This is a genomic window from Vibrio gallaecicus, assembly GCF_024347495.1.
Classification (GTDB): domain Bacteria; phylum Pseudomonadota; class Gammaproteobacteria; order Enterobacterales; family Vibrionaceae; genus Vibrio; species Vibrio gallaecicus.
Genome location: NZ_AP025491.1, coordinates 1,114,670 through 1,132,234, shown reverse-complemented (window position 1 = coordinate 1,132,234; position 17,565 = coordinate 1,114,670). Strand labels below are relative to the sequence as shown.

Sequence of the window (17,565 nt, the reverse complement as noted above, 5' to 3'; positions counted from 1 at the left end):
GAAAATTGTAGCCGGAGGAATGTATGGACTTTGAATTAAGCGAAGATCAACGAGCATTTTCTGAAATGGCTCGCCAGTTTTCGTTGGATAAGTTATCCCCGAATGCAGCTTTATGGGATCAAGATGAAATCTTTCCAAAAGACGTGCTGAAACTATCTGGAGAGCTTGGTTTTTTGAGTTTGTATACTCCTGAAGAGCAAGGTGGTTTAGGTTTAAGTCGACTCGATTCATCGATTATTTTTGAACAACTTTCTATGGGCTGCACGTCCACAACTGCTTTTATGACGGTGCACAACATGGTGAGTTGGATGATCTCAAATTTTGCTACCAGCGAAGCGAAAACGGAGTTTTGTTCAAAGTTGATTGCCGGTGAATGGCTTGGTTCGTATTGCCTGACTGAACCGAATTCAGGGTCGGATGCTGCTTCACTGTCAACCTTCGCAAAAAAGCAGGGTGATAGCTATGTACTGACGGGTGAAAAGGCGTTTATTTCTGGGGCGGGTGATACGGATATCTTAGTCGTTATGGCGAAAACATCGGAAGAGGAAAGTGGTGCTAAAGCTATTTCTGCCTTTGTTGTGCCTGCAAATAGTGCCGGTATCAGTTATGGAAGAAAAGAGCAGAAAATGGGCTGGAAGAGCCAAGCGACTCGGTCGGTAATTTTTAAAGATGTTGAGATCCCCAAACACTATCTATTGGGCAAAGAGGGCGACGGCTTTACCTTCGCAATGAAAGGGTTAGATGGAGGGCGAATTAATATTGCTAGTTGTTCTATTGGCACAGCTCAACAAGCGCTGAATGATGCGATCGAGTACATACAGCAGCGTAAGCAGTTTGGAAAGGAAATCGCTCAGTTCCAAGGCATCCAGTTTAAGTTAGCTGATATGGCAACTGAATTAATAGCCGCGAGGCAAATGGTTCGATATGCCGCCAGTAAATTAGATAGACAAGACCCTGAAGCAACCGCTTATTGTGCGATGGCAAAACGGTTCGCGACCGATGTAGGGTTCAGGGTATGCGATCAAGCTCTGCAGCTTTATGGCGGCTATGGCTATATTAAAGAGTACCCGGTAGAAAGATACTTTAGAGATGTGCGAGTGCATCAAATATTGGAAGGAACGAATGAGATCATGCGCGTCATTATTGCCCGACATGTATTAACTCAAGGTTCTGATTTACTGTGAGTTTTAATTCGCTTCAAAGCTATAACGGAAAGCAAAGCTATAAAGGAAAGTTTTTATCAAGAGCAATCACGGACTGCTTTCACCTAGAGCAATAACTGAAAATAAGGACGTAGAATGGAACTAAAAGGGAGCGTGATCGCTATTACAGGCGCAGGGCAAGGGCTTGGGCAAATGATGGCGATAGTATTAGCTCAGTCAGGAGCTGAACTTGCCTTGCTGGATATGAATGAACAAGCTTTGTTGGATACTCAGAAACAGTGTCATATGCTTGGAACCAAAGCTTTTGTGTATAACGTCGATGTCACGAGTGAACTTCAAGTAGAGCAGACTTTTAACTGTATTGTGGATGATTTTGGTCAGCTAGATGGGTTAATCAATAATGCGGGTATTTTACGTGATGCTCTGCTAGTTAAATCCAAAGATGGAAAAGTGACGAAAATGCCATTAGAGCAGTTTAATTCTGTCATTGATGTCAATCTGACAGGCACATTTTTGTGTGGCAGAGAAGCGGCTGCAAAAATGATAGAGACGCAGAGAAAAGGCGTGATCATTAATATCTCGAGTGTTGCGCGTTCAGGCAATATTGGGCAGTCGAATTACTCGGCCTCTAAAGCGGCAGTAGCAGCAATGGCAACGTGTTGGGCTAAGGAATTAGCGCGGTATGGGATACGAGCCGCAGCCATTGCTCCAGGTATTGTTCAAACCTCGATGGCTGAAAGTTTAAAGGCGGAAGCGATAGAAAGATTGAATAGCATGGTGCCTGTCGGGCGTATTGGAGAGCCCGTTGAAATTGCGCACGCAGCGAAATATATTTTTGAAAATGATTACTTTACCGGTCGTATATTAGAAGTCGACGGTGGGTTAAGAATGTAATGCTTAGGTAGAAATATAAACAGAGAAAGGCGGCATTAAGATCAAAGTGAGGGGGAGTTCAGAGGAGGAATTTGCGAGCTTCTTAAAATGAAAACGCCCTGGTATTTATACCTAGAGCGTTTATTTAAAATTAGTGCTGAAAAATTGAATCCAATCTATTCGCTTAACCGTTTAAATACTTACGGTTTTTTATGAAATGATCATTTCTTCATCAATTTAGCAAGATCAGCAAATGGGTTGTGCGTTGCTTGCTGGTGATCATCTAAGCTTGCTTTCGCATCCACACCATAGCGATCATGATCTGTGTATTTTGAATGCTCGTGATCGTGGCAATATAGGCACAACAATTCCCAGTTACTGCCATCTTGAGGGTTGTTTGTGTGGTCGTGATCGACGTGGTGAACCGTTAGTTCACGTAAATTTGAATACACAAATTCGCGAGCACATTTGCCACAAACCCATGGGTATAGTTTCAGTGCTTTTTCACGGTACCCACTTTCTTGGCGGGCATAGGCTGCACTTGAGCCTGTGTAATCTGATGACATTTGTTGGTCCTACTTCATGAATCTATATCAATACAAAGTACTTTATCATAACTCTAAAAGTAGGAGGATGGTTTAACAAGGGTAGATGCTTTTCACCGGATCTAGATCATTTAAACCTTACGCTTTGAACTACTCTTTAGATTCACAAAAGAACACCCAGTAACAAAATGTAAGTGAAATAGAGTGGTTGGGGTTTTAATTAGTAGAAACGCCCCGATATCAGTTTATGAAACACCCACATTACTAAGGAATGATAATGACAAATGAATATACACCACCGAAAGTTTGGGTAAATGACACCAATGGTGGCAATAAATGGGCAAACATTAATAGCCCAGAGTCTGGAGCAAGACACGAACAAGATTTACCGGTCGGTGAGCATTCTTTACAACTTTATTCTCTTGGTACGCCAAACGGACAAAAAGTAACGATTCTTTTAGAAGAGTTATTGGCGTTGGGTATTAAAGAAGCTGAATACGATGCTTACCTTATTAACATTGGCGAAGGTGACCAATTTTCATCAGGTTTCGTAGGTGTAAACCCAAATTCAAAAATCCCAGCTTTAGTAGACAAGACGGGTTCGGAAGATAACCACGTATTTGAATCAGCTTCTATTCTGGTTCATTTGGCGGAAAAATTTGGCAAGTTCTTACCAAAAGAGGGCAGTGCTAGGACTCAAACATTCAATTGGTTGTTTTGGGCTCAAGGTTCTGCACCATTCTTAGGTGGTGGCTTTGGTCATTTTTACGCGTACGCTGATACCAAATATGAATACCCAATTAATCGTTTTGCGATGGAAGCAAAACGTCAGCTAGATGTGTTAGATAAACAACTGGCTAAGAATACGTTTGTCGCGGGCGAAGAGTACAGCATTGCCGATATGGCAATCTGGCCGTGGTATGGCAATTTAGTGTTGGGCAAAATTTACGACGCAGCAGAGTTCTTGCAAGTCGAGTCGTACACGAATGTGGTTCGTTGGGCTAAATTGCTTGAAAGCCGTGAAGGTGTGCAACGTGGCCGCATTGTGAACCGTTCTTTTGGTGAAGAATGGGAGCAGCTACCTGAACGCCATAGTGCGGCTGACATTGATGCCGTTCTAGCGAAGAAGCCTCAATAACGCCTTTAGTTAAGCCGTTAGTATTTGAATGATTTTAAAGTGAGAGTGTTTTTACACTCTCACTTTTTTTGTCCTTTTTTAGTCTCATCCGCACTTTCATGCAGATTCGTCATATCCTAATAATTTCAGATTTCAGCTAATAGACTACATGTTTTGATAGTTAGGACCGCCACCACCTTCTGGTGGTTGCCATTTGATATTTTGAGAGGGGTCTTTAATGTCGCAGGTTTTACAGTGTAGGCAATTAGCCGCGTTTATCTGAAACTTGGCTATTTGTTTTTCATTTTCCCCTTTGACTTCTTCCCGAATAAATTCGTAGACACCAGCAGGGCAGTACCTTTGGCTTGGTTCATCGTAAAGATCTAAATGCAGTTCGATTGGAATGTTTTGATCGATTAATTGAAGATGACAAGGTTGGTTCTCTTCATGTTGAGTACCAGACAAAAATAGTGACGACGCTTTATCAAAACTTAATATGCCATCAGGCCTTGGGTAATCGATCTTATAAGATTGGTTAGTTTGGTGAAGTGTATCATGGTCATACATTTGATCTTTTATTGTCCATGGAACTGGTTTTTTTGTCATAGAAGACCAGATGTTATGCTCGAAACTGGCAAGTAATCCCCCGAGAACATGACCAAACATATGAATTCCAGAACCGAAGTTACGAGTGTCTTTCAATTCATCATAAAGCCATGATTGCTTAAAATGTTTTTGATAGTTTGGCTCGCTTTGAGGTTCATTCGAATTAAGCTCATCAAAAACAGCTTGAGCAGCAAGCATGCCTGATTTCATTGCGGTGTGGCTGCCTTTAATTTTGGCCACGTTTAAAGTCCCGGCATCGCAGCCAATTAAAATACCACCAGGGAACTCTTGCTTGGGAAGTGATGATAATCCCCCTTTAGCAATGGCTCTTGCGCCATAAGCGATTCGTTGACCGTCTCTCAAATAACGAGCAAAAGTAGGGTGGTGTTTAAGGCGCTGGAATTCATCGTATGGACTTAGATATGGGTTTTGGTAATTGAGGTCGGTAATTAAACCTACCGCAACTTGGTTGTCGGCTAAGTGATATAAAAAACTTCCCCCACAAGTATTGGTTTCACTCAAAGGCCAACCCGTGGCATGTATGACTTTTCCTTCTTCATGATATTCGCGGGGTATTTCCCATATCTCTTTTATGCCTAACGCGTAATGTTGCGGTTGAGCTTCATGGTCTAATTGGAAACGATTTATGAGCTCATTGCCTAAATGACCACGAGCACCTTCAGCAAAGAGCGTGTATTTAGCTTTTAGTTCTATACCGGCTTCAAAAGAAGGCTTTTGCTGATTGGTTTTATCTAATCCCATATCAGAGGTAATCACCCCACTAACCCGACCATCTTGGTCATAGCTAATGGATGAAGCAGCAAAACCTGGGAAAATTTCTACGCCAAGTTCTTCAGCCTGAATGGCAAGCCAGCGGCACAAGTCGGCAAGACTGATGACATAGTTTTTATGGTCGTTTCTATTGTTAAGCATTGGGTTTGGAGTAAGAAAATGCGGAATAACAACATGATTTTGGTTGGTTGTTAGGTATAGAAATTGATCTTCGGTGACTTGTGAGCTTATCGGTGCAGACATCTGATGCCATTCAGGGAAAAGCTCATAAAGTGCAGAGGTTTCAAATACCGCACCTGACAGAATATGTGCCCCTACTTCTGCGCCTTTTTCGATGACACAGATTGATAGTGGCTCATTCTTGTTCTTTATATCGGGCGATTGAGATTCATTTTTAAGAAGAGGTGCTGGCTTGTTCAGCATAGCCAATTGGCACGCCGCAGCTAAGCCAGCTGGGCCTGCGCCTACAATTACAACATCAAATTCCATGCATTCTCTATCCATGATTCTTACCTGCTTTTCTGCTGAAGACAAAGGCGTATAGAAAGCTATGACGTACCGAAAATATGAATAATTGAAGCCAAGGTGATGATGAATTGGAAGTTAAACCGCCGCGTTGTGTGCACCTTATCTGTTAGCCATTACCCACTTAGTGTCTTACAAATATAGTCCAGTTGACGGAAACGTAAACTTTACTAAGCTCAAGTGAAGAACTGTTTTATATGGTTTTTCTGTCTGGTGAGTAATAATTTTGCACAAATTGATACCTGTGGCATTGCATAGTGGTTAGGTAGGGAGAAGTTATGAAAATACTCGTGTCGATTAAAAGAGTTATTGACCCTTATGCCAAAATTAGAGTTAAACCTGACGGCTCAGGTGTTGAAGTTAATAACGTCAAAATGAGCATGAACCCGTTCTGTGAGATCGCAGTTGAAGAGGCGATTCGTTTAAAAGAGGCAGGTCATGCATCTGAAGTGATTGTTGTTTCAATCGGTGAGCAATCTAGTCAAGAGCAGCTAAGAAATGCTTTGGCACTAGGGGCTGACAGGGCTATTCAAATTGAAGCTCCGAACCAAATAGAGCCATTGAATGTTGCCAAATTACTTCGATCAGTGATGAAGCAAGAAGAGGCTGACCTTGTATTACTCGGAAAGCAGTCAATTGATACGGATAATAACCAAGTCGCGCAGATGCTTGCGGCCTTATCTAGCTGCGCTCAGGGGACTTTCATTTCTTCAATTGTTCCTCAATCTCACCCTATGGGCGCCGATGCCACTTCAACGGAGACTAATGAATCGCCTCAGGGTGACACTGTCACCTGTGGCGAGTCGAAAAATGCGTCTTTTCAAGTCACCCGAGAAACGGATGTGGGTTTGGAGACTTTAAATCTGAGCTTGCCAGCGATTCTCAGTACCGACCTACGTTTAAATGAACCAAGATATGCGTCACTCCCTAATATTATGAAGGCGAAAAGAAAGCCGCTGGATGTCCTCACTCCAGATCAGTTAGGTGTTGCTATAGAAAGCTCTCAACAGATATTAGAGGTTTACGAACCTCAAGAAAGAAAAGCTGGTGTGATTGTCAGTGGGATTAGTGAACTGGTTGATAAATTAAAAAACGAAGCGAAGGTTTTGCCTTCATGAATAAAAATTGTCAGTGAATGATGGTTTGACGGCAACGTAAGTGACTAAAACTTGTGACCTGAATTTAAGGATCTGTATCTAGTCAATAAATGCAGAGAGAGTGTTCAACCGATTAAAAAGGAGCACATTATGGACAATAACTTTTGTTCAATCCTGATCATAGCTGAGCACGATAATGTTAATTTAGCACCAGAAACACTCAAAACATTAAGCGCAGCAAACCACCTTGTACAACAAGCGAAACTAGACCCTGCAATTGATAAGATTGAAGTTAATGTAGCTGTGATTGGACATAACTTGCCTAGCGTAGTAGATGCTTTTAAAGGAATTGACGGCATTGATAATTTGCTAGTGGCTGATCACGAAATGTATCGAAATCCTTTAGCTGAAAGAATGGCTAGTGTGGTTGTGTCGCTGGATCAGCAGTTCACTCATATTTTGGCTCCGGCATCTACTTTTGGGAAAAATCTATTGCCTCGAATTGCTGCACTACTCGATGTTGGTCAGCTCTCTGACGTGATAGAAATTCAAGCTCTCGATACAGTAATAAGACCAATTTATGCAGGTAACGCTCTCGCTAAAGTCAAAAGCTTTGATTCCACGAAGGTTATGACCATCCGCAGCTCAGCATTTGATGCAGTGCCCATTAATGAAAGCCGAGATGAACCTATTAACGCATTAACTATCTTGCCTATTGCTGATAACACAGCAGACGACAACGACATCTATGCCGTTTCTGACTTTGTTTCCCAGCACAAAGAAGAAAGTGTTCGTCCTGACTTACCAGCTGCACGAATTGTTGTATCAGGGGGACGTGGGCTAGGCAGCAAAGAAAACTTTGCTATGGTTGAAAAGCTTGCGGATAAACTTGGTGCGGCAATAGGAGCCTCAAGAGCCGCAGTAGACGCAGGATATGTGGCTAATGATTTACAAGTAGGGCAAACCGGTAAAATTGTAGCGCCCGATCTATATATTGCTGTGGGTATTTCGGGGGCGATTCAACATTTGGCAGGCATGAAAGATTCAAAGGTGATTGTCGCAATTAATCATGATTCAGGAGCGGCGATTTTTGATGTGGCAGATTATGGGGTCGTGGGGGATTTATTTGAGCTGTTACCGGAACTCATTGATTCGGTTTGAGCTTTAGACCATCGTAGTACATCAATTTTTTAGAAAGCACTCTAAACTGACTCTATTAATGTGCCGTAGGAGATTAAAATGGAAGTTGGTTTATTTTGGGCAGAAAAAGGGATGTTGCTTCTCGGTGTGCTTTTTGTTTTAACTGGTGTTATGCAATATGGTAAACGGAGCCAAGACTGGAAAGGTGTCGTGACTATGTTTTATAAACGAATCCCTATGAGTATTGCTGAATATAAGTGGTACCGCTTAGGCATAGCACTTCTTGTCTTTGCCGTTATTATGCGCTTTGCGTTACTGATTTTATGGCCAACGCATCAGCTTTAGTAGTCAATTGATTTTAGTATTGTCATTAAAACAATACTTTATAAAGATAACTTTAACAGCTAACGAACCTCGCGCTAGAATTTTGGCTAGTGCAGTAGTTTCATTCTGAGTTATAAATATAACTTGTAAAACCCCGCAACTCCGTACCTGATACTATAACAATCTGTTACACTGATGTTTATAAGTTAAAAATATCAATGGTGGATGAATGTCGTTTCCTATTCTCATTTGTGATGATTCTGCGTTAGCTCGAAAGCAGATGGCACGCTCTCTGCCTGCATCTTTAAATGCAGATATAACATTTGCAGTTCACGGCGTGAATGCGCTGGAAGAGCTAGAAAAGAATAAATTTAAGCTTATGTTCCTCGATCTAACCATGCCTGAGTTAGATGGCTATGGGACATTAGAAGAAATGAAGCGTCTGGGTGATGACACACCAGTCGTGGTTGTATCTGGTGATATACAACCGAAAGCCAGAGAGAAAGTGTTATCTCTTGGGGCAAAAGCTTTCCTGAAAAAGCCGATAGATAAAGAAGCGCTAAAAGAAATACTGCGTGAATTAGTTGATCCACCGAAGCAGCCGCAAATTGTTACGCCAACGATTCTTGACTTACCAGTATTGCGTCGTCGCGATATATATATGGAAGTAGCGAACGTTGCGATTGGTCGTGCTGCTGATGCGCTAGCAAGGCATTTTGATGTGTTTGTGCACTTACCATTACCGAATGTGAATATTTTCGAGGTAAGTGAACTGCATATGGCATTGCGTGACTTGGCAGAAAATGACCAAGTTTCAGGTGTATGCCAAGGTTTTAGTGGTGAAGGTATTGCCGGTGAAGCACTCGTTCTTTTAAGTGACTCAAGTGTGAGTGACTTGAAAAAATTGATGAAAGTGCCGACTGAAAGTGAAGAATTAGAAGAGCTCGAACTATTAATGGATGTGTCTAACATACTTGTTGGATCGTTCTTAAATGGCTTAGGTGAACAGTCCGAAGTTCGATTCTTCCAAAGTTCCCCTGTGCTATTAGGTCAGCATATTTCGATTGATTCTATTATCGAAAATACCAGCGGATCATTTCAGAAAACAATGACATTCGAAGTGAGCTATAACATAGATGGCACTTCAATTCGTTGTGATTTACTATTTATGTTTGTTGATGAATCTTTGCCTTTATTAGACAACAAGCTTGCGTACCTAATGGAGGAGTTTTAAGTATGCTCAATCTTCCTGCAGAATTTGAACAATTCCACTGGATGGTGGATATGGTACAAAACGTTGATATGGGTTTAGTGGTTATGGACCGAGATTATAACGTTCAAGTTTGGAATGGTTTTATGACTCATCATAGTGGCTTACAGTCACATGATGCGATTGGTAAATCTATTTTTGAATTGTTCCCTGAAATACCTGAAGATTGGTTCCGAATAAAAACCAAGCCAGTTTATGACCTAGGCTGTCGAAGCTTCATTACGTGGCAGCAGCGCCCTTATTTGTTTAAGTGCCGTAATGTAAGACCGATTACGCAGCAGGCTGACTTCATGTACCAGAATGTGACGTTAAACCCGATGAGAACACCTACGGGTAAGATCAACTCACTGTTTTTGTCTATTCAAGATGCAACAGCAGAAGCTTTGGTTTCACTGAATAAAACAAGTTAGTGTTTCGATAACAGATAACAGATAATAGATAATAGATAATAGAAAGCTCCTATTTCTAATGGCGTCACTGCAAAGTGTCGCCATTTTTAGTTTTAGGTACGGATTTATTTGAAATCAGTATGCATTGCCCCTCTAATAATTAGACGTTTACATAGTTAGCCGTTTGAATAATTAACACGGCGGATAAAACGGTCTCTAAACTGCTCTAAGGGTAATGGACGAGAGAGGAGATTCCCTTGTACAAATTGGCAACCTTGGTCGGCTAAATAGGTAAGTTGCACTTCATTTTCAACGCCCTCTGCCACTACTCTTAGCCCATATAATTTTGCTAAAGTGATAATAATTTCGACCATTTTTTTATGATGATCCACTTCGATGGTATCGACAAAACTGCGATCGATTTTTAAACAATCGACTGGGTAGTGAACGAGCTGATTAAAAGCGGTGTAGCCAGTACCAAAATCATCCAATACCAATTTTACTCCGATATCTCGAAGCTGGTTTAGTATGTGAACAGAATCGGCGTCTGGGGCTGCCAATTTGGTTTCCGTTATTTCTAGGTGAATCAAACTAGGTTCAATGCCTGATTGCTTAATTTTAAGCGCCACTTGTGGGGCAAACTCTTTGTTCTTGAGTTCTAGAGAAGAGATGTTAACAGACAGATAACCGCCAAACCCTTCATTCCTTAATTGCGTAAATTCAAGAAGAGAGCGATCAATCACCCAAAGGTCAATTTTCTTGATCAAGCTGGATGATTCCGCTATTTGAATAAAGGTTTCAGGTCCAATATCTTTAGCCATCAATGTGGGGCTTCGGAGTAGCGTCTCATAGCCGACAAGTGCAAGTGAGCGAGACTCGAAAATTGGCATGTAATAGAGTTCAAGTTGATTCTCAAGTAGCTCCTCAAGGAGCGTGTCTTCAATGGTTTCGGTTAGTTTTAATTGGTTTTCTAATGCTTTGGTGAAAACCTCATATCTATTACGCCCATTCGCTTTTGCTTGATACATAGCGGTATCAGCGCATTTGAGAAGATGGGAAGCAGAACTCATATTCTCCGTGTACATTGCAATGCCTATACTGGCTTTCACATCATGGCATATTCCACCAACTTCGAACCCACCATCAAACATGGCAATAATTTGTTGAGCGACATGTTCTGCTTCATCAAGTCCATTTATTTTAGGCAGCGCGACGGAAAATTCATCTCCTGCCAAGCGAGCAATGCTTGAAAATTCTATGCTTGACGATGACACCGACGTTTTGACCACGTCCGTTAAACGTTTACTGAATATTTGTAATAGTTTATCGCCAGTTTCATGACCATGGTGATCGTTCACTTGCTTAAATTTGTCTAAATCAATAAACAATAAGGCAAAGTCTTGAGGTTTTTTATCTTTGAATTCTACGGTATTAACAAACTTTAGGCACTCTTCAAGCCAAGTTTCAAATTGTCGCCTATTGGCGAGATCAGTGAGAACGTCTCGTGAAGCAAGGTGGTCCAAGTTACTGACCAAGTGATAATAAGCGTTATTGAGTTTGGACACTTCGTCATTTTTATCGAGTAATATCAGTTTATTATTGCCACTGAATGTTGTCTCTCTAACATTCGACTCCAAAGATAGGATTGGGTTGATTATCTGAGTTTTTATTACCCAAAGTAAAAACAGATAGGTAACAACAGACATGACAAGGGCGCTTGAGAAAGCCAAGTAAAATGAAGTGGTCGTAGACTTATCGACTAAATGCTTAGGGACTTTTACAGAGTAGAAATACGCCCCTCCATCCATTGAACCTATAAGGGATTTGTCTTGGCTAAGAGTAACATTGATATCCGTTTGGTCTATTTGTGAAGAACCAGGGAAAAATTCAGGTTGAACTGAAAAAGTGACCTCGTCTCCAAACTCGTGGCGAATTTGGTTTTGAAAAGTTGTAAAGCTATCTAGGTTAGTGACTTGTATAGCAACGAGGTATTCGTTGGTTTTGTTCCGTAGGTCATGCTGAAGCAGTCTCGGAGAGAAAGATCGCGCATACACTATTTTGAGTATTCCATCTGAGTCTCTAAATAAAGTGCTGACGGTAGAAAAAGAGGAGGTCAACAGGAAATGTTGCAGTGCGTGCTTAACAAATTCTTCAGTATGGGGAGGGAGCTGTACTTCACTAAAAGGGTCGTTATCATCGAAGGCGAGTAATATGCGACCGCGATTATTAGTGATATGAATGCTTTGAGTGGCGCTGTTTTCTACAGAGCGCGCAATCATAGAATAAATGGCAGGGTTCAGGGAATAATCAAGATAGTCCCAATTCACTTCATCGGAAATTCGAATAAATTCATTATTATTCAATAGAGTAGATAACTGGGAATTATTTGACCTGTCTTCAATCTGCAAAGATTCATGTAAGTGATACAAGCTATGACTGATGAAATGAGTATGGTAATCAACCTGATGTTGCCTAAAAATTTGGAAGGATAAGTATCCCGCCGTTGCAAAGGTGAGAATGATGATGGGTAAAATAAAAAACTTTACACGCTGGGTTAAATTCATAGCTCACTACCTTTTGACAGCTTGAATCATCTTCTCGCGAATTAATTGAGCGTCCCCATCTAAAGATTGATAGGGGACACTACGTGACAGAATTTCTGCACTTGGAAATATATTTTTATCTTGTCGGTATTCTTGGTTTGTGAGTGGTAAGGCGGCGGTATTCGGCGTCGCGAACCAGATAGACTCAGCGTTTCGAGCTGCTATGTCAGGTTGGTTTAAGTATTTAAGGAACTTAATCGCAGCTGTGTTGATATTGTCCGATTTAGGAACGGCAAAACATTCTGTCCAAATTAACGTCCCTTCTTCAGGTACTACATATTGCCAGTCATTTTGTTCCGTATATTCACCTATGTAGTAATGTTCGCCAGTGAAAGCCAAAGTCATGGACATTTGGCTGGCTGAGCCATAAATAAGCCCATAGCTCTCACCAAATTCATAAGAAAGTACGTGGGGTTTTTGCTGTTGCAGTAATTTATAGGCTGTTTTTAGATCATTTTTACTGGAACTGAAAGGGGGTAAGTTGGAAGCGAGTAGTGCACTTGCTACACCATCAACTAAATCCTCACTAAATACAACACGTTGGTGATGCTCGCTGGGTGGGTTAAATAGATGCATCCAACTTGTGATAGGCGTTCTGGCAACCGATTCTCTATAGGCAATGCCCATGGTTCCCCATGTATATGGGAGACCGAACCGCCCACAATCTTTTTGGCGAGACACATCAATCACACTTGATAGCTCATTTGATACATGAGAAAGGTCATACAGTAACCCTTTTTCGCCCATCGATTTTAGAGTCCAGCTGTCGAGTAGGATTAAATCAAATACATAAGCTCGCCCACTGTTGATCACTTCATCACGAATAGAATCGCTGTCATAAGTGTCAATAGTAATGGTGTGACCGGTTTGATTCTCGAAATCTTGTATGATTTTCTGATCAATATAGCCTTCCCAATTGTAGATATTTATTTCATTAGCAAATGCGCTATAACTTAAAAAAAAACTGGTTAGTGTATATAGTTGCCATGACGTGTTTTTAAGCATTTCGATATCTTCCTGAAATCGATTATTGTTTTATAAGATGTATTACCATAAAGATTTAGGTAATAGATCAGTAACTGGATTCCTTTTTATTACTCTCTAAACAGTAGGATCGTTTATTAGGACAGTCCAATCAGAGTAGGGATTAATCAGAGGTTTATAATGATAAATACGCAATTTGGGTGAGTTTTATAGGGAAATTATTATCATTATATGAATGATTTAATATTTACAGTTGTTAGTGTTGATAAATAAATGACATCAGTATTGAGTTTCTCTTTTGATTGGTGTGAGTGTTGTTGCTTATGTTTTGATTGGGCCTGATTCAGTGTTTACTTGATTCAGCCATCAACTGCGCAATATACAAGTTCACTTTATTTAAGTATAAAAAGTTATATTCTGTGTATAACCAAAATCCATAAACTGTAGGTTTTTATAACAATAACTGCATTTTATTGGTATAAGTTACTTTATTGAGTTCAATTATTGGCTATCTATTTTATGCGTCACTCAGACTTTAGCTTAATACCAACCTTTATCGCCATTTACGAACAAGGGAGTTACACTGCAGCTGCGAAAAAGCTGAATTTAAGCCAGTCGGCGGTCAGTCAAAGTGTCGTGCGCTTAAGAGATTTATTTGAAGATTCGCTTTTTATCATTGAGGATCGGAAAGTTATCCCTACCCCTTATGCCCGAGACATTTACCCTGAACTTTCCAAAGCGGTGTTGAATATTGAAATGACAACACCGGAGCACCGTCAGTTTGATCCTGAGACATTCTCACATGACTTTTCTATTTCATCTTTAAGCGTATTTGGTTTAAACCTGTTACCTGCGTTGTCGAACTACTGGTTTAAAACCGCACCTAATGCAAAACTTCGAGTGTTCCCACTTGTAAGTAGTAATCAAGATAAAATTTTGAGAAATAAAGAGTTCGATTTATTACTCGATATGGAACATCAACAGTATCCCCATTTGTGTTCAAAAGTATTATTGGAAACGAAGCTCTGTGTCGTATGTCGCCATGATCACCCAAGGCTTACTGACGATAATATCTCCGTTGAACAATTTCTTGCGGAAAAGCACGTAGTGCATGCTTCAGGGGATAAAAAGGAGGCTTATTTGATTGGAAAAGGCATGCAAGCAGAAGATATTCTACAGCGAAGAAACGTCGCTTGGTACGCGAGTACTATCCATGATCTATTGCCCATAATTGAACAAACGAATTGCATCGGCATTATTCCTGAAAACATCATTTCTGATCGATATGTCCGGCTGCATCAACTTAAAGTGCTATCCACTGATATGTTTCAAGATCCTATTAAAGCGTGCATGTATTGGCATAAAACAAGTGATAAAGATGTGAAGCATCGATGGTTGAGAGAAATGTTGATTAAGGCATCAACAACTTTATCAAGTAAAGGTTGAGTAGAATCTAGCGCAGGGTTGTGGTTGATTGTAAATCTAAAAAATGGACTATCTGCATAATAAATTAATGATTATTATATAAGAAACTATTACGAGTGCATGTCGCTTTATTGATAGGTTTTAATAATGATTATCTCAGATGTATTTTAATTTCTAATTATATGACTAGCCGGACACCCGGTGGATGAACGCTAATTAGTGGAATAGTCAGATATTTCTCCTAACATGATGACGTTAACAATTAAAATATTAATCCGATTTTTATTAATTATTAGTGTTTTCTCAAGATAATGTCTGAATATTATAGCCACTCCCCATATTAACCCCCCCCATTGGTTTACTTATTTTAACTATAAGTAAATAGCCATTGTCGGCTGAACGCCCCTGGATGAATATACGCTTTATTTTTGGTGTAAAAGAACCATTTCGTACCCTATATGGGTGATGTAACCATACATAAATAAAGGTTAATATTTTTATATGAAGGCTTGCTATTACGCAGTAAGTTCCATAAAAGCAGGCATGAAATGACAATGAGTACGTACCCTGTAGAGGTAACACAAACATTAGGTATACCTTTCAAACAATTTGAAGATCAAATACGGAAAGACTTGGGTGCGATAGGTATAGAAAACATTGTTTTGGTAATATTTTCAGATTCAAATCACCCTGAATTGAAAGTGATTGAATCTATCTCTGGTCGAATAAATCTTAGTGCCTGTATCAATAAACATCTTCAAAAATACCTCAGCAATAGCTTAATGCAAAAGTGTAAAGAGATATGCCAATACGAAGATAAATTTGTAGAGCAACAAGTTTTCGACCATAACCAGCTTACTAATATTAGTAACAACCTTAAAGCTTACATGGTGCGAGACTGTGTGACTTATGGGTTCCAATTCACTTTCATCATGCATAGCCTACGAGATTTAAACTCTGCAGAGATGGATAAATTACGTACAATTTGTGATATCGCAACCGCTTGGGCGAACTCATGGTCAGCGCACCACAAGTTGCTGCATATATGGGATAACTTAGTGTCTAGTAGTGGTCGCATGATGCAACCAGACTTAACGCCTTCTGAAGGTGATGTATTGAAACTCATATTACAGGGGTGGAGCAGTACTGAGGTCGCAAATATTAGGCAAGTGTCTAAAGAGACAGTGCGCAGCCAAATCAAAAGTATATTGAATAAATCACAGTGTAATAGTCAGAACCAGCTTATTGCTTGCTATGGACATTATAAATGGCTTGGCTCTGCGCCATTTGAATCGATATAGCAGGTTATTAAAAACTAATTAGGGGATGCGTATGAAGTATGTAAGGCGTCTTATCAAATACAAACATCTTGTTATGCTAATTTTGATTGTGCATATTGTGTACTTCAGCGTAGATGAGCAGCATAATGAAATTATTATCGATAATGTGCTCGTCCATGACTACCATGCCTCTATTTTCTTTTTCATCACTCTATTTTTTTGGTCTTTTGTTTATTATCTGTTAATTAAATTTTCGCGATATTACCGGTCGTCAAAACATCAACTAGAGAATGACTCTCTCACCGAATTAAAAAATCGTATATTTTTACAAGGCGCAGATTACAGAATAAAGAAAGATGTTAGAGCTCAAGGCTTTAACAGTATTGGTGTAATTGTTCTTGATATAGATTATTTCAAACAAATTAATGACTCACTTGGGCATAATACGGGTGATTTAGTTTTGATTCGTGTGGGACAAATTTTAAAGGGAAATGTCCGAACATTTGATGAATGTTATCGGGTTGGGGGCGATGAATTTATTCTGATTATAAAGGCACATCGCAATGTCGAATTGATTGAGCTTGTTAACCGTTTACAAAATAGTATTGAGCAAGACCGATATTTATGTGAGGTTTGTTTCCATCCCGTCACCGTATCTGGTGGGTTTATTCGGCTAGAACCTAACGAATTAGTACACAATGCGATACTTAAAGCGGATAACTTCCTTTATATCGCGAAAAGAGCAGGGCGAGGACATATACATTATGAATGCTAGTGATCCAACGATCTTAACTGAGAACATATAAAAATATGGTCCCTATTGTTGTTTTGTATCTCTTTTATTCTTGAATTCATATCACAGTTAACGGGTTAGCTCTCATTTGTCTTAATTAATCCATGATGTATTGAGCTTCGATTGAGTAATCTGCAGTGATGTGCCCAGTAGAAAAATTATTGAACCATTGTATGCCAGCACCAATGCTAATTGTACGACAACCGCTCCTAGGAATCACGGACTGCCAATGGATGGACGAATTTGAACTGAGGTCATTGGTAAAGCTGGAGACCATAGCAATCGTGCTTCCATTTTGCTTTATGTAAACCTGCTCAGGTAGGCTGATAGAGAACGCTTGGTTGGGCTCCCCACAAACGGAAAGTAATTGAGAATCTACTCTGTTGACCAAATGTATACGTGAGCTTTTTATCTTCCCTTCTGGTGATACTGCTAGGGTACCCGGGTAGCGTGAATCCATAGCTAAAATACCTAAATTAAAAGGTTCGACTTGTCTAACTTGTATTTTTCTAAGGTTCTTTGTATTGAACTCAGAGCTTGATGCATAGGAACTGCTTACTAAGCAAGTAGCCATACAGAATACAAGTATCGGCTTATTGTGTGAGTCACTCATCAGTATCACTCCTTAGTTATATATTT

Annotated in this window: 16 protein-coding genes; 11 read left to right on the top strand and 5 right to left on the bottom strand. The window is 40.1% G+C overall.

Going from position 1 to position 17,565, the window contains the following annotated elements:
- Nucleotides 1–23: 23 nt before the first annotated feature.
- Nucleotides 24–1,184, top strand: a complete 1,161-nt coding sequence (locus OCU78_RS19970) for an acyl-CoA dehydrogenase family protein (protein WP_137373816.1) — start codon at nucleotides 24–26, stop codon at nucleotides 1,182–1,184.
- A 114-nt stretch (nucleotides 1,185–1,298) separates the two neighbouring features.
- Complete coding sequence (locus OCU78_RS19965) at nucleotides 1,299–2,057, top strand: SDR family oxidoreductase (RefSeq protein WP_137373817.1); 759 nt, start codon at nucleotides 1,299–1,301, stop codon at nucleotides 2,055–2,057.
- A 200-nt stretch (nucleotides 2,058–2,257) separates the two neighbouring features.
- Here the strand turns inward: OCU78_RS19965 and OCU78_RS19960 are convergent, their stop codons facing one another.
- On the bottom strand, nucleotides 2,258–2,602 hold the full coding sequence (locus OCU78_RS19960) for a YajD family HNH nuclease (protein WP_137373818.1): 345 nt from the start codon (nucleotides 2,600–2,602) through the stop codon (nucleotides 2,258–2,260).
- A 256-nt stretch (nucleotides 2,603–2,858) separates the two neighbouring features.
- On the opposite strand from OCU78_RS19960, the gene yghU reads away from it, so the two are divergent.
- Nucleotides 2,859–3,719 (top strand): glutathione-dependent disulfide-bond oxidoreductase, encoded by an 861-nt coding sequence (yghU, locus tag OCU78_RS19955; protein ID WP_137373819.1) that lies wholly within the window; start codon nucleotides 2,859–2,861, stop codon nucleotides 3,717–3,719.
- 144 nt (nucleotides 3,720–3,863) lie between these two features.
- Here yghU and OCU78_RS19950 read toward each other — a convergent pair whose 3' ends face one another.
- The gene (locus OCU78_RS19950) at nucleotides 3,864–5,600 is read right to left on the bottom strand and encodes an electron transfer flavoprotein-ubiquinone oxidoreductase (protein WP_137373820.1); all 1,737 of its coding nucleotides are present in this window, start codon (nucleotides 5,598–5,600) and stop codon (nucleotides 3,864–3,866) included.
- 299 nt (nucleotides 5,601–5,899) lie between these two features.
- Here OCU78_RS19950 and OCU78_RS19945 point away from each other — a divergent pair, with 299 nt between their 5' ends.
- The 5 genes from OCU78_RS19945 to OCU78_RS19925 all read left to right on the top strand — a co-directional run bounded on the left by OCU78_RS19945 (nucleotide 5,900) and on the right by OCU78_RS19925 (nucleotide 9,862).
- Nucleotides 5,900–6,739 carry an electron transfer flavoprotein subunit beta/FixA family protein gene (locus OCU78_RS19945; protein ID WP_137373821.1) on the top strand — a complete coding sequence of 280 codons (840 nt, stop codon included), beginning with the start codon at nucleotides 5,900–5,902 and terminating at the stop codon, nucleotides 6,737–6,739.
- Nucleotides 6,740–6,868: 129 nt separating this feature from the next.
- Nucleotides 6,869–7,879 carry an electron transfer flavoprotein subunit alpha/FixB family protein gene (locus tag OCU78_RS19940; protein ID WP_137373822.1) on the top strand — a complete coding sequence of 337 codons (1,011 nt, stop codon included), beginning with the start codon at nucleotides 6,869–6,871 and terminating at the stop codon, nucleotides 7,877–7,879.
- Nucleotides 7,880–7,957: 78 nt separating this feature from the next.
- Nucleotides 7,958–8,203: a hypothetical protein gene (locus OCU78_RS19935; protein WP_137373823.1), complete on the top strand. Its 246-nt coding sequence runs from the start codon at nucleotides 7,958–7,960 to the stop codon at nucleotides 8,201–8,203.
- A 208-nt stretch (nucleotides 8,204–8,411) separates the two neighbouring features.
- Nucleotides 8,412–9,416, top strand: coding sequence for a response regulator (locus tag OCU78_RS19930; RefSeq protein WP_137373824.1), 1,005 nt, complete (start codon nucleotides 8,412–8,414; stop codon nucleotides 9,414–9,416).
- A 2-nt stretch (nucleotides 9,417–9,418) separates the two neighbouring features.
- Nucleotides 9,419–9,862, top strand: a complete 444-nt coding sequence (locus OCU78_RS19925; RefSeq protein ID WP_137373825.1) for a PAS domain-containing protein — start codon at nucleotides 9,419–9,421, stop codon at nucleotides 9,860–9,862.
- 155 nt (nucleotides 9,863–10,017) lie between these two features.
- Here OCU78_RS19925 and OCU78_RS19920 read toward each other — a convergent pair whose 3' ends face one another.
- Complete coding sequence (locus OCU78_RS19920; RefSeq protein ID WP_137373826.1) at nucleotides 10,018–12,405, bottom strand: putative bifunctional diguanylate cyclase/phosphodiesterase; 2,388 nt, start codon at nucleotides 12,403–12,405, stop codon at nucleotides 10,018–10,020.
- A 6-nt stretch (nucleotides 12,406–12,411) separates the two neighbouring features.
- Entirely contained in the window at nucleotides 12,412–13,449 is a 1,038-nt protein-coding gene (locus OCU78_RS19915) for a polyamine ABC transporter substrate-binding protein (protein ID WP_137373827.1), read from the bottom strand.
- Between the two features lie 498 nt (nucleotides 13,450–13,947).
- Between OCU78_RS19915 and OCU78_RS19910 the strand changes: the two genes are divergently transcribed.
- The 3 genes from OCU78_RS19910 to OCU78_RS19900 all read left to right on the top strand — a co-directional run bounded on the left by OCU78_RS19910 (nucleotide 13,948) and on the right by OCU78_RS19900 (nucleotide 16,908).
- Complete coding sequence (locus OCU78_RS19910) at nucleotides 13,948–14,874, top strand: LysR family transcriptional regulator (RefSeq protein ID WP_137373828.1); 927 nt, start codon at nucleotides 13,948–13,950, stop codon at nucleotides 14,872–14,874.
- Nucleotides 14,875–15,401: 527 nt separating this feature from the next.
- Nucleotides 15,402–16,154, top strand: coding sequence for a helix-turn-helix transcriptional regulator (locus OCU78_RS19905; RefSeq protein WP_137373829.1), 753 nt, complete (start codon nucleotides 15,402–15,404; stop codon nucleotides 16,152–16,154).
- A gap of 31 nt (nucleotides 16,155–16,185) precedes the next feature.
- On the top strand, nucleotides 16,186–16,908 hold the full coding sequence (locus tag OCU78_RS19900; RefSeq protein ID WP_167494041.1) for a GGDEF domain-containing protein: 723 nt from the start codon (nucleotides 16,186–16,188) through the stop codon (nucleotides 16,906–16,908).
- 115 nt (nucleotides 16,909–17,023) lie between these two features.
- Here OCU78_RS19900 and OCU78_RS19895 read toward each other — a convergent pair whose 3' ends face one another.
- Nucleotides 17,024–17,539, bottom strand: a complete 516-nt coding sequence (locus tag OCU78_RS19895) for a DUF4402 domain-containing protein (protein ID WP_137373831.1) — start codon at nucleotides 17,537–17,539, stop codon at nucleotides 17,024–17,026.
- Nucleotides 17,540–17,565: the final 26 nt, after the last annotated feature.

What these genes read in the sequence shown, in the direction of transcription:
- OCU78_RS19970 (WP_137373816.1), top strand. Translation starts at nt 24, where the DNA reads ATGGACTTTGAATTAAGCGAAGATCAACGAGCATTTTCTGAAATGGCT.
- OCU78_RS19915 (WP_137373827.1), bottom strand. Translation starts at nt 13,449, where the DNA reads ATGCTTAAAAACACGTCATGGCAACTATATACACTAACCAGTTTTTTT.
- OCU78_RS19950 (WP_137373820.1), bottom strand. Translation starts at nt 5,600, where the DNA reads ATGGATAGAGAATGCATGGAATTTGATGTTGTAATTGTAGGCGCAGGC.
- OCU78_RS19920 (WP_137373826.1), bottom strand. Translation starts at nt 12,405, where the DNA reads ATGAATTTAACCCAGCGTGTAAAGTTTTTTATTTTACCCATCATCATT.
- yghU (WP_137373819.1), top strand. Translation starts at nt 2,859, where the DNA reads ATGACAAATGAATATACACCACCGAAAGTTTGGGTAAATGACACCAAT.
- OCU78_RS19945 (WP_137373821.1), top strand. Translation starts at nt 5,900, where the DNA reads ATGAAAATACTCGTGTCGATTAAAAGAGTTATTGACCCTTATGCCAAA.
- OCU78_RS19940 (WP_137373822.1), top strand. Translation starts at nt 6,869, where the DNA reads ATGGACAATAACTTTTGTTCAATCCTGATCATAGCTGAGCACGATAAT.
- OCU78_RS19960 (WP_137373818.1), bottom strand. Translation starts at nt 2,602, where the DNA reads ATGTCATCAGATTACACAGGCTCAAGTGCAGCCTATGCCCGCCAAGAA.
- OCU78_RS19935 (WP_137373823.1), top strand. Translation starts at nt 7,958, where the DNA reads ATGGAAGTTGGTTTATTTTGGGCAGAAAAAGGGATGTTGCTTCTCGGT.
- OCU78_RS19925 (WP_137373825.1), top strand. Translation starts at nt 9,419, where the DNA reads ATGCTCAATCTTCCTGCAGAATTTGAACAATTCCACTGGATGGTGGAT.
- OCU78_RS19900 (WP_167494041.1), top strand. Translation starts at nt 16,186, where the DNA reads ATGAAGTATGTAAGGCGTCTTATCAAATACAAACATCTTGTTATGCTA.
- OCU78_RS19895 (WP_137373831.1), bottom strand. Translation starts at nt 17,539, where the DNA reads ATGAGTGACTCACACAATAAGCCGATACTTGTATTCTGTATGGCTACT.
- OCU78_RS19930 (WP_137373824.1), top strand. Translation starts at nt 8,412, where the DNA reads ATGTCGTTTCCTATTCTCATTTGTGATGATTCTGCGTTAGCTCGAAAG.
- OCU78_RS19965 (WP_137373817.1), top strand. Translation starts at nt 1,299, where the DNA reads ATGGAACTAAAAGGGAGCGTGATCGCTATTACAGGCGCAGGGCAAGGG.
- OCU78_RS19905 (WP_137373829.1), top strand. Translation starts at nt 15,402, where the DNA reads ATGACAATGAGTACGTACCCTGTAGAGGTAACACAAACATTAGGTATA.
- OCU78_RS19910 (WP_137373828.1), top strand. Translation starts at nt 13,948, where the DNA reads ATGCGTCACTCAGACTTTAGCTTAATACCAACCTTTATCGCCATTTAC.